This window comes from Paenibacillus sp. PvP094 (assembly GCF_040546835.1).
GTDB classification, from domain to species: domain Bacteria; phylum Bacillota; class Bacilli; order Paenibacillales; family Paenibacillaceae; genus Paenibacillus; species Paenibacillus illinoisensis.
Genome location: NZ_JBEPOM010000001.1, coordinates 489,069 through 501,178, shown reverse-complemented (window position 1 = coordinate 501,178; position 12,110 = coordinate 489,069). Strand labels below are relative to the sequence as shown.

General features: G+C 43.1%; 10 protein-coding genes. All 10 read left to right on the top strand.

All coding sequences use genetic code 11. The annotated features are described in order from the left end of the window. Positions 1–153: 153 nt before the first annotated feature. The 10 genes from ABIC22_RS02520 to ABIC22_RS02475 all read left to right on the top strand — a co-directional run bounded on the left by ABIC22_RS02520 (position 154) and on the right by ABIC22_RS02475 (position 11,464). Positions 154–1,569: an MFS transporter gene (locus ABIC22_RS02520; RefSeq protein WP_354477941.1), complete on the top strand. Its 1,416-nt coding sequence runs from the start codon at positions 154–156 to the stop codon at positions 1,567–1,569. Between the two features lie 147 nt (positions 1,570–1,716). After that, the gene (locus ABIC22_RS02515; protein ID WP_354477938.1) at positions 1,717–2,385 is read left to right on the top strand and encodes a transaldolase family protein; all 669 of its coding nucleotides are present in this window, start codon (positions 1,717–1,719) and stop codon (positions 2,383–2,385) included. A 111-nt stretch (positions 2,386–2,496) separates the two neighbouring features. Further along, positions 2,497–3,168: a DUF4867 family protein gene (locus tag ABIC22_RS02510; protein ID WP_354477935.1), complete on the top strand. Its 672-nt coding sequence runs from the start codon at positions 2,497–2,499 to the stop codon at positions 3,166–3,168. 37 nt (positions 3,169–3,205) lie between these two features. Continuing rightward, complete coding sequence (locus ABIC22_RS02505) at positions 3,206–5,242, top strand: alpha-glucosidase (protein WP_354477932.1); 2,037 nt, start codon at positions 3,206–3,208, stop codon at positions 5,240–5,242. A 114-nt stretch (positions 5,243–5,356) separates the two neighbouring features. Then, positions 5,357–6,760, top strand: coding sequence for a sulfoquinovose isomerase (gene sftI, locus ABIC22_RS02500; RefSeq protein WP_354477929.1), 1,404 nt, complete (start codon positions 5,357–5,359; stop codon positions 6,758–6,760). Between the two features lie 34 nt (positions 6,761–6,794). Continuing rightward, complete coding sequence (locus ABIC22_RS02495) at positions 6,795–7,523, top strand: GntR family transcriptional regulator (RefSeq protein ID WP_354477926.1); 729 nt, start codon at positions 6,795–6,797, stop codon at positions 7,521–7,523. Between the two features lie 20 nt (positions 7,524–7,543). Beyond that, the gene (locus tag ABIC22_RS02490; RefSeq protein WP_354477923.1) at positions 7,544–8,977 is read left to right on the top strand and encodes an aldehyde dehydrogenase family protein; all 1,434 of its coding nucleotides are present in this window, start codon (positions 7,544–7,546) and stop codon (positions 8,975–8,977) included. A gap of 80 nt (positions 8,978–9,057) precedes the next feature. Then, on the top strand, positions 9,058–9,960 hold the full coding sequence (locus tag ABIC22_RS02485) for an AEC family transporter (protein ID WP_127539667.1): 903 nt from the start codon (positions 9,058–9,060) through the stop codon (positions 9,958–9,960). A gap of 215 nt (positions 9,961–10,175) precedes the next feature. Then, on the top strand, positions 10,176–10,565 hold the full coding sequence (locus ABIC22_RS02480) for a MerR family transcriptional regulator (protein WP_354477920.1): 390 nt from the start codon (positions 10,176–10,178) through the stop codon (positions 10,563–10,565). A 56-nt stretch (positions 10,566–10,621) separates the two neighbouring features. Continuing rightward, positions 10,622–11,464, top strand: coding sequence for an oxidoreductase (locus ABIC22_RS02475; protein WP_354477917.1), 843 nt, complete (start codon positions 10,622–10,624; stop codon positions 11,462–11,464). Positions 11,465–12,110: the final 646 nt, after the last annotated feature.

Sequence of the window (12,110 nt, the reverse complement as noted above, 5' to 3'; positions counted from 1 at the left end):
TTTAAAGATAACTATGTTATAATCCAAACAAACCTAAAACCAATTCACTTTTTGAAAGGGGATGGGAACGCTAAAACGATCAATTATGAAAGCGATTTTTTTTAATGGTAATTGGTAGCGCATTCATTGTATGAACAGAAAGGGAGAATTTCCATGAAAACAGATCTTGCTACTTCAGGTCAGACGGTAACAAGTGCGCCGATCGAGACAAAGCCGAAGAAATTAACGCTCAAGGAAAAGATCGCATACGGTATGGGGGATGTCGGTAACAACTTCATGTTCGATTTAGGGCAGATTTATCTTCTTAAATTCTACACGGATGCCCTGGGTCTACCGTCTGCAACAGCTGGACTTATCTTCTTGATTACCAAGATCTGGGACGCTTTCGCGGATATCACGGTCGGAACATGGGTGGATAATCGAAAAAAAATCGGACCTCGAGGTAAATTCAGACCATTTATTCTGTACACTGCGATTCCGCTTGCTCTAGTCACTGTCGTAAGCTTCATGAATCCGGATTTCACCTTAACGGGGAAAATGATCTGGGCTTACGCGACCTATATGTTATTCGGTACGGTATATAGTATTTCTAACATACCATACGGTTCCATGGTACCCGCAATGACCAAAGATCCGGTAGAGAGAGCGCAGCTGGCTTCCTTCCGCCAAGCAGGTTCGAATTTGGGTCTCTTAATTACTACGGTTGGTTTTATGCCGATTGTCCTGATGTTTGATAGCCAGTCCACAGGATATCTGGTTGGAGTTGTTGTCTTTTCCATTCTCGGAGTACTGTTCCAACTGTACTGTTATGCCAACGTGAAAGAACGATTTGTTTATGAGAAGCCTAACCAAGAGAAGAAGATTAATTTGATCGATAGCTACAAAGGATTATTTAAAAACGCACCGCTTTTGATTCTTTGCCTGGTGAATCTATTTACGTTTTCTGCTTTTAACGTGAAGCTCGCTGTTCAAATCTATTATGCACAGTACGTTCTTCAAGATGTTTCTATTATTCCGTATATGGGCTTTTTCAGTATCGGATGTGTATTTATCGGTGTTGCCCTTGTACCAAGTCTCGTTAAAAAAATCGGTAAAAAAAATACTTATATTCTAGGCTGTGCAATTTGGGCAGCTGGAGATGGACTCGCCTTTTTCTTTGCGAATAATGCGACGATCTTTATCATTATGGCTTGCTTTGCTTTCTTTGGAAGCTCTTTCGTGAACAGCCTTAACTGGGCGCTCGTATCCGATGCTGTTGAGTACGGAGAGTGGAAGACAGGTACTCGTTCGGAGGGTGTTGTGTATTCGTTCTTTACATTTTGCCGTAAACTCTCGCAAGCGCTTGCAGGATTTATTCCCGGGGTAGTCCTTGGAATCGTAGGTTATGTGCCTAACGTGGTACAGAGCAGTGAAGCCATTGCGGGTATTCGTGGACTGATGTTTATTTACCCAGGTGTGCTGGCTCTTGCTACGATTATCGTTATGGCCTGGTTCTATAAACTGTCTGAAGATAAGTATAAACAGATTGTGTTGGATCTGAATGAGCGGAGAAATGAGGCGTCGATCTAAAGGTCAGAACGAATATTAAGGACCAAGATATCTATTTTTAACACACCCCTTGAAAAATGAGTGGCATTTCCTTATGATGATATAAAGGTTACTATCTATTAAAAAAGATAACTATGTATTTGACATTAATTTTAGGAGGAATTGGATATGAAATATTTTTTGGACAGTGCTATTCTGGATGAGATCCGTTATGCATATGAGAATTGGGCTATTGATGGGGTGACAACCAACCCCCGCCACGTTATGAATAGCGGCAAACCTTTAACTACATTGCTGGATGAATTCGCTTCGGAATTCAGAGGAGTTAATAACTTCCCGATTTCGGTGGAAATCAATCCTCACCTCGATGATGCAAAAACCATGGTAGAGGAAGGCAGAAAACTTGCCAAAATGTCCGACAACTTTGTTGTTAAAATCCCATGTATTGAATCCGGTCTCATTGCGGCAAAAGAACTTGAAAAAGAGGGGATTAACACGAATGTAACCCTTGTATTCTCAGCCTCGCAAGCGCTTCAACCTGCAAGAGTCGGAGCAAGTTTCGTATCACCATTTGTTGGTTGGAAGGAAAATAGCGGTGATGACACTACACAATACATCCAAGATATCGCGGACATCTACAAGACTTATAAGTTTGATACCGAAATCATTGTGGCAGCTCTTCGTAACGGTAAACAAATTGTCGATGCAGCCAAAGCCGGTGCAGATATCGTAACGTGTGGCTTCGACGTATTCAGAGAAAGCTTCCATCATGCGTTCACAACCTATGGATTGGATAAATTCCGCAATGCTTGGGATCAAACCAAGACTGAAGAATAAGTGCACTAACATAGGTATAGACATTCCTTTATAAGTGCCTCCTAGTCCAAGTCATGTATGTGCGGCGCTGGAGGCAGCTTTTACCACCATCGTAAAGGGGAGAGAGTGATCTTGACTGTATATGAACGGCTTCGGCAAAAGAACAAACATCTTTCTTTTTATCATGTTCAGGATACAGCTTTCCTGGAATACGGCAATATCATTGAAGGTTATTCGTTTGATGAATTACTGCCATATATGAACAGCCTGCAGATTCCCCAAGATCAGAATGAGTACGTGGCGTCAGTTCCCGAGATGGAGCTTTCAACAATCAAAACACAGCTTGAATCCTCCTTCTACGGAGAAATATCTATCCAAATCGGTTATTGTAATGGCGCGAATTCGACGCTGAATGGGCTGGAATATCACAAAAGCAGTGAGATCAATGTTGCTGTAACCGATATGGTCCTTTTACTCGGGAAGGTTCAAGATATCAAAAACAAAACATACGATTCAGCTCAAGCTGTTGCATTCTATGTCCCTCAAGGCATGGCTATTGAATTATATGGTACTACGCTGCATTTTGGTCCATGTAAGGTCGAAGAGGAAGGGTTCAAAACCGTTGTCATTTTACCGGCAGGCACGAATGAGCCCTTACATCATACGTGCGAAAAGCATAGAGATGAAGATCAACTCCTGTTTATGAAAAATAAATGGCTGCTTGTCCATCCTGAGCGGGAAGTGCTCGTTCGCCGAGGGGCTCATGTGGGCATTGAAGGCGAGAACATTCGTATATATACCTAAATTCGTAAACGTTTTCAAATGGGAAGGAGAGAGTGTGATGTCAAGTATCAGCATGTCAAAAGGGTTGGAAGTTTCCGTGCCCAATCAAGGCTTTGAAGTCCATTTTAACGGAGTCCTGCTCCTGCAGCATACGATCAAGCAGCCTGCATTTTACGTAGGGTACGGAGAAGAAAGCATTGATATGTATCGGGGGAATTTTAACATCAAGGACTATGTCTCCGAGCGTGTGGCTCTGCGTTATACCCAAGTTCAGGAAGAGAATGGGGAATATCGTATCGATTTTCGTGGACATGAACAGGGCGAGCGCGTTCTTTCCCTTCAGGTCAAGGTCGAGAATGATCGATTGAAGCTTGAGTATACGAAGCATGACACCAAAACCAATCGTTTCTGGGTTCGTATAGCTGCAGATCCGACGGAGAAAGTGTATGGTTGCGGTGAACAATTATCTCACTTCAATATGAGAGGCAAAAATTTCCCGCTGTGGACGTCCGAGCCTGGAGTAGGCCGGAATAAAAATAGTTATATCACCTGGCAAGCGGATGTTAAAGACAAAGCAGGCGGGGACTATTACAATACGAATTTCCCTCAGCCTACGTACGTTTCTACCCAAAAGTACTACTGTCACACGGAAACAACAGCTTACGCTGATTTTGACTTCCGTAATGATTCTTTTCATGAGCTTCAGGTATGGGAAGTCCCGCAGTACATGCTGTTTGAAACTGCCGAGACTTATCTTGGTTTGGTCGAGAAGATCACAGCGCTATTTGGCAGACAGCCCGAACTGCCAGACTGGGTATATAACGGAGTTATTCTTGGCATCCAAGGCGGTACCCATGTTGTAGAAGAGAAACTGGCTAAAGCCGAAGAAAAAGGAATTAAAGTGGCAGGCGTATGGTGCCAGGACTGGCAAGGCAAGCGAATTACTTCTTTCGGTAAACGATTAATGTGGAATTGGGCATGGAATCCACAGGAATATCCAGAGCTCGATACGAAAATTCCGGAGTGGAAAAGCAAGGGAGTCCGTTTCCTCGGGTATATCAATCCTTATGTTGCTGTTGAGGGTGAATTATACAAAGAAGCGGAACAAAAGGGGTATCTCGCACGGAATCAAGAAGGCGGAACGTACCTCGTTGATTTTGGAGAGTTTTATTGTGGGGTTGTAGACTTCACAAACGAACAGGCAACCGAATGGTACAAGCAAGTGATCAAAGACAATATGATTGATTTTGGACTTGACGGGTGGATGGCTGACTTCGGAGAGTATTTGCCGACAGATGTGGTGCTCAGTGACGGTAGTGATCCGAAACTCATGCATAATGCCTGGCCAACGATGTGGGCGAAAACCAATTACGATGCCGTATCTGAAGCGGGTAAACTCGGTGAAATTGTTTATTTCATGCGCGCAGGCTATACCGGCGTTCAGAAATATTCCACGATGCTGTGGGGCGGAGATCAGAGTGTGGATTGGTCGCTTGACGATGGTCTTGCTTCGGTCATTCCGGCAGCATTATCCTCAGGCATGATTGGATGTGGACTGCATCACAGTGATATTGGGGGATACACCAGTCTGCATGGCAATAAACGTTCCAAGGAATTACTGATGAGATGGGCCGATATGGGCGCTTTTACACCGATGATGCGTACGCATGAAGCCAATCGCCCCGATGATTGTTTCCAATATGACGGAGATGAAGAAACGCTTGAGCACTTTGCAAGAATGTCGAATATTTTTGTAACCCTTGCTCCGTATACGAAGTCTCTTGTCAAAGAAAATGCAGAACGCGGGATACCTGTACAACGCCCATTATTCATGCATTATGAGAACGATCCGAAGACGTATGATATCCAATATCAATATTTGTTCGGTAAGGATATGCTTGTCGCTCCAGTTCATCAAGAAGCACAGAACGAATGGGAACTTTATCTTCCAGAAGATGAGTGGATTCATCTATGGACTGGGAAAGAATACAGAGGTGGGTCGGTAACTGTTGCTGCTCCTATAGGACAACCTCCTGTTTTCTATCGCAAGGATTCCATGTGGAAGGATCTCTTTAAAACAGTAGGACAATTATAATCTAACTTTTTTCCACTTCGACAAGTAATGACCTCGTGCAAAGGTAACGATGTATGATATTATGATAGTTATCAATGCTCGAGGTGGTTATATTAGGGAGGCATAGGTAATTCCATGACACAAACCACTATTTTATATGTACCTATTGGACGATTAACATTCGATATGGAAATAGCGGAAACTTACTATAGAGAAAGTTTAGATTGGCTGACGAAGGCATATGGTGACGGGGTAATCGCCCCGAAGCAGATCCTGACCTCGCCAGAATATTTGAAGGACTTTTTAGAATCGGTGAAAGATCAGGAGATCGATACCATCCTTTATCAGAGTGTCACGTTTGCCGATGGAGAATTCATGGTCCAAATCTTGGATTATTTCCGTGAACCTGTGATTGTATGGTCGGTCCGTGAACCGAGTGTAGGAGGCCGCTTGCGCTTAAACTCACTCACGGGAGGAAATAGCACAAGTAACGTGCTGCGTAATCATAACCATCCTTTTGCGTTTGTGCTTGGAAATCCGGATGAGGAAGCTCTTCAGACCCGTTTGGTCAAAGAAATAAACGTCATGAAGGTCATAAAAGCCTTGAGCAAAATGAAAATAGGCGTTGTTGGTGACTATCCCCCAGGTTTCTTTTTCTCGGATGCGAGTGAACCTGAACTTAAAAAGACGCTTGGCGTATCTTTGCAGAAGTTTGATCTGCAGCAGGCATTTAATGAATGCGTGCATCTTCCCGAAGAGGAATGGACTCCTGAAATTGATCGAGCAGAACAGCAAGTGATTGGACTCAACCGCAAGGATGAGACGGTCAAGAAGTTTGCACAGTTCTCCACGTATATCAAAAAGCAAATTGAACATGAGGAAATTAGTGCCCTTGCGATGCGCTGTTGGCCTGATTTCTTTAATGAACTAGGAGCAGCACCTTGCTCCACACTCTCTCAATTTACGGAGGATGGGTTGGTAACCTCATGTGAGTCGGATATTCACGGTTCCATATCCATGTTTATTTTAAGAGAACTTTCTGGAGGCAAAGCACCGTACTTGGGTGATCTTGTTCATGTGAATGAAGATTCCAATTCGGTTGTGTTCTGGCACTGTGGTGCTGGTGCCTATTCTCTCGCTAACCCGGCTACAGGGGCTACAGCTGGTGTACATCCGAATCGAAAAATAGGTTTTGCCATGGATTTTGGATTAAAAGCAGGAGAAGTGACTATCTTTAGAGTAAGTCATACTCCAGAAGGATATCGCCTTTTAGTTCTTAGAGGAGAGGCACTAGATGTGGAGCAGCCCTTTTCAGGTACTTCAGTTGAAGTCGCTCTACAAACAGATGTAACGGACACGCTCTATGAGATGATGCATGCGGGTTATGAACCTCACTTCGCTCTCGTATATGGAGATGTTGCAGATGAACTGGTTGAATTAGGTCGCATGCTGCGTATTGAGACCAAACTATACGCTGCACCGCGAACTAGAGAGAAAAGGGCCTCTTATTTGCTAACTGGTGTTGGATCCGGGAATTAAAAGATCCCAAGAAAGCAAAAGGAGTTTGATATTGTTGAAGAACGTTCCTAATAAGCAGGCTGCTCTGTACTTACAAGTAAAAGAAGTTCTTATCCAAAGAATTCAGGATAAGATCTGGACACCAGGTAACCTGATACCGACAGAGCAGGAGTTAATGCAAGAGTTTGATGTGAGCCGTACAACACTTCGCCAGGCGATCAATATGCTTGTACAAGATGGTTTGCTGGAGAAAACGCAAGGTAGAGGAACCGTTGTCAAAGCACAGCCTCTTTTCGGAGGAAGTTTGGGCAGATTAAAAGGTCTGGCTGAAGAAGCGACCGAACGAGGATTGACATCCAATTCCAGATTGTTACGAGTCAGTTTTATGAGTCATCTATATTATGAAACTTCAATGCTTGAGCTGGAGGAAGGGGAAGAGATCCTCGTTATTGAACGGATTCGTTTTACGGATGAGACTCCAATCGCCCTTGAGCGTTCGTGCTGGCCAGCTTCGATAGGAAGGATCTTGGAGAAGGTTGATTTAAATGATGCCAAATTTTATGAGATTCTTGAAAATAACGGAGTTAATCTAAAACGAGCTAAGGATAAGGTATCCGCCATTAATGCGACCTTATATGAAGCCGACTTACTGGGTATTCGTGGTGGTGAAGCTTTGCTGGAAATGCAAAGACTAAGTTTTGGTTACGACGATAAGCCACTTGAATTTACAACGACGAAATTCCGCAGCGACAAATATCATTATGATATTGAGCTTACACGATAATGCTCGGAGGAGTGATCTGAATGGTGAACGAAGTAGAAGTGAAAACATACGGACTATACATGAACAGCGAGTGGGTAACCACTGCAGAAACGATGACGGTGCAAAATAAATACACCCAAGAACCTGCTGCTGAAGTCGCTGTAGCGACACAGGCTCATGTTGATCAGGCCGTGAAATTTGCCAAAGAAGCATTGAAAGAGCCGTTTGCTCCTTATGAGCGCTATAAGGTATTGATGAAAGCAGCTGAATTGCTGCTTGCAAGAAAAGAGCAATTTGCTCAGGTTTTGGCCGCAGAAGTGGGCAAACCCATCCGAGAATCCCGCGGTGAAGTTGAGCGTGCAGCACAAACGCTGCAGGTATCTGCTGAAGAAGCGAAACGAATTCAGGGCGAAGGTGTTCCGGTAGAAGCCGCCCCTGGTTCTGAGAATCGATTGGCTTTTACCGTCAAAGTCCCTGTGGGTGTGATCGCAGCCATTACTCCATTTAATGTACCGATGAATCTCGTATGCCATAAGATTGGCCCTGCGCTTGCAGCGGGTAACAGCGTGGTATTAAAACCAGCAGAAGTAACCCCGATATGTGCCCTGATGCTGGCAGAATTATTGCAAGAAGCGGGTCTACCCGATGGACGTTTGCATGTACTGACAGGCGATGGAGCACAAATAGGCGATTGGTTGCTGCAAAATGAAGATGTCAACATGTTTACTTTTACAGGAAGCCCTCGTGTTGGAGAGTTGATACGATCCAAGGCAGGACTCCGCAAAGTGGCACTTGAACTAGGGAATAACTCCGCCACTGTCGTTCATCAGGATGCTGATCTGGACAAAGCTGCAGCGCTGATCTCACAGAAGAGTTTTAATAATGCAGGTCAGGTCTGTATCTCAGTACAGCGGATCTACGTGCATGAACATATCTATGAATCTTTTATTGCCAAATTGATTGAGAATACGAAGAACATCGTGGTAGGTAACCCGGTGGATGAAAAGACGGATGTTGGCCCCATGATTCGCCTCAGTGAAGCGGAACGGGTAGAAGCTTGGGTGAAGGAAGCCGTAGACCAAGGAGCACATATTGAGATTGGTGGCAAACGTGAAGGTGCCGTTTATTATCCTACCATTCTGAGCAACGTTGTCGATGATATGAAAGTGTGCAGACAAGAAGTCTTTGGACCTGTTGTTGCTGTGGCTGCTTACTCTAGTGAAGACGAAGTCATTGCACGTGTGAATGATTCCGATTATGGTCTGCAGGCAGGTTTGTTCACCAATGACCTGAACTTCGCCATGAAGGCAGCGCGTGAAATTGAAGTAGGCGGTCTTATTGTGAATGATGCTTCAGCATACCGTGTAGATCATATGCCATATGGCGGAGTCAAAAAAAGTGGTACGGGTAAAGAAGGCCCTAAATATGCAATCGAAGAAATGACAGAGGAACGGATCATCGTCTTCAATCTGTAAATGATAGATACCCAGCCTAGAGGCAACTTTTGTTTCTAGGTTTTTTTTCTATGCAATTAACTTAAATGTAGGTGAATGAAATGCAATTTCTATCGATACTCCTGCCTATATTCGGAATCTTTGCGATCGGTTATGTAGGACAGAAGAAAATAGGCTTTGAAACGAAAAATATATCAAAAATGGCGTTATATCTAATGTCTCCGATACTGGTATTCCGCACGTTCTATACGACAGATTTTAATATGGATTATTTGTATCTTACGATTTATACGTTTGCCTTGTGCTTTTTCTTAATCCTGGTTGTTTATCTGCTCGCATATGTTCAAAAGTATTCAATGAAAGAAACGTGCGGCCTTATTCTGGCATCTTCCTTCATGAACAACGGGAATTATGGAACTCCTGTCGTGCTGTTGTTATTCGGCGCGGCCGGGCTGGATGCAGCTATCGTTTTGATGGTCATTCAGCAGATAGTGATGTGTACAGTAGGTGTATATTATGCTGCCAAAGGAAGTCCGGAAGGAGATGGGATCGGCTCTGCATTACGAGCAGTTAAGCGGATGCCCATTGTATACGGAGGGATTATGGGGGCCTTGTTTCAATTGTTACACATTCCGCTGAGCAGTGCTGTGTTAGAGGCGGTGAGCTTGGTCGCGGATGCCGCTATTCCTACGATTATGATTGTGCTGGGCATGCAGCTTGCGAATATATCTCTCAAGAACATGAAGGAAGCAAGACTGGGCTATTCTTTACTGGTTAAGCTTATGATCTCCCCGTTTATTGCATATCTCTTCACCTTAGTACTTCCAGTGGATCCAATGGTCAAACAGATCATGATTATTATGGCGGCCATGCCGACTGCAGCGAATACGACCATGTATGCCCTTCAATATGGCACGGAACCTGAATTTGTCTCGGGTGCCACGTTGATAAGTACACTTGCAAGCCTTGTTACACTTCCAATCATTTTTACACTTGTTTTGTGATATTTCAGAAGAAGGGAAGGGGATTAGGCAACGCAATAAAACCAACAAAGCAGCTGACCAAAGTGATCAGCTGCTTTTGTTCAACTAACGGGCAGGTTAGCGTTATGTTTATCATGATAATGAAATTCGTCAATAATAACTTATATAAGATATTGACTAACTACCTCATATGTAATATCTTAAAGCCAACTTTAACAAAAAAGGAGTTTCCTCCAATGTATAGTATCAACGAGCTTGTAAAAATAACCGGAATACCAGCATCTACGCTTCGCTATTATGAACAAGTGGGGATTCTTCCCGAAGTGAAAAGAAACGTGAATGGACGAAGAGAATATAATGAGAAAGTACTCGAGTGGCTTGAACTCGTGGTGGCATTAAAAGACACAGGAATGACGATAGAAGAAATAAAATCGTATACAGAGCTTATCCTACAAGGGGATGACACGTTGGATGTCAGACGAGGTTTTTTAACTGAACACAAAAAAAATGTAGAGATCAGCTTGGCTAAAAAACAGTATCATCTTGAAAAAATTATTCGTAAGATAGCTGTTTATGACGTGTTGCTATATAAGAAAAGAGAAAGCTCCGGTGATTTGCTTATTTGACTTAAAGTATACTTGAAGATGTAAGGTAGAGATATCATCTAAAAGGAGTGATTAGAATGTCTCTAGAAAAAAAAGTTTGGTTTATTACGGGCTGCTCTACTGGATTTGGCCGCCAAATAGCGGTACAAGCAATTGAAGCTGGTTATAAGGTTGTCGTGACTGCACGTAGAGTCGAGCAGATTCAAGATATAGTATCAGGACATGAAGAGAATACGCTTGCGTTGCCATTGGATGTAACTAACGATGATCAAATTAAAGATGCAGTTCAGCAGACCATTGACAAGTTCGGGCGTATCGATGTTCTAGTGAACAATGCTGGGATTGGATACTTTAGTTCAGTGGAAGAAAGCCTAGAAGAAGAGACACGCCGAATGTTCGAAATTAACTTCTGGGGGCTTATGCATATGACCAATGTTGTTCTCCCGCATATGAGAGCTCAGAAGTCCGGTCATATCATTAATTTCTCCTCTATCGGTGGTTTAACTTCATTTCCAACACTCGGTTACTATCATGCAACCAAATATGCAGTTGAAGGGATATCAGAAAGCTTGGCGAAAGAACTGACGCCTTTTAACATTGCAGTAACATTAATTGAACCAAGCGGCTTCCGTACGGATTGGGGCGGCAGATCGTCCGTTAAGACGGATACTCAAATCCCTGAATTGAAGGATTCGTTTGTAGGACAGATGCTGCAAGGTGTGCAGCAAAATGGTGGACAAGAGTCTGGCGATCCAGTAAAAGCAGCAGCAGCTGTAATCAAGGTAGTTGAGACACCAAGCCCACCACTTCGTTTACTTCTTGGTAAAGCTGCATATCAAGCAGCAACACATAAATTCACAGGTTTGCTGTCAGACATAGAAGAATGGAAAGAAATCACGCTCAACGCTGATTTTGAATAACAATCAAAAACCGTCTCTTAAAGAGAAGATTCAACCAATCATAATTATTCTTTAAGCTAACGGGAAACTATAGCTTACTGATGACCCGAAGGCAGCCGACGACTAAGATCGGTTGCCTTCGCTGCGCTAACGGGGGCAGGGTAATTCAATAGTCGTCGTTTTTAGAATGAACAGTATGAAATTATAGGAGAGTCCTAAAATGAAAAAGAAAATGAACTATTTAACTTAATTTTAACGATCATCTTTATGGTTGGTTGTACCAACGTAGAAGATACATCCCATACAGATGTAGAAACAGATTCACAAGAAATAACCACAGATACAACAAATAAGAATAGTGAAAAAAAAGCAGCTGTCAAAGCGGTTATTGAAGAACCAGTAGGAGAGGAAACATCAACTAACGAATTGTTTTAGGATAAGTCGATGGTGGTGATTTGTCTGGGCATCGTGAACCTAATGTTGTTGTTGACATTGGATACGGAGACCGTGAATATTGGGCATTTACTAATGAATATGGGCAATTAGTACGTATCATTGCTGATGGGGTAACAAGATCTTTGATACATTTGACAATGTGAACCCTGAAAGTAAATGCATCACTCGGATTAACAGACAGTGATCCTTCTGACTCAACTAGTTCAAATAA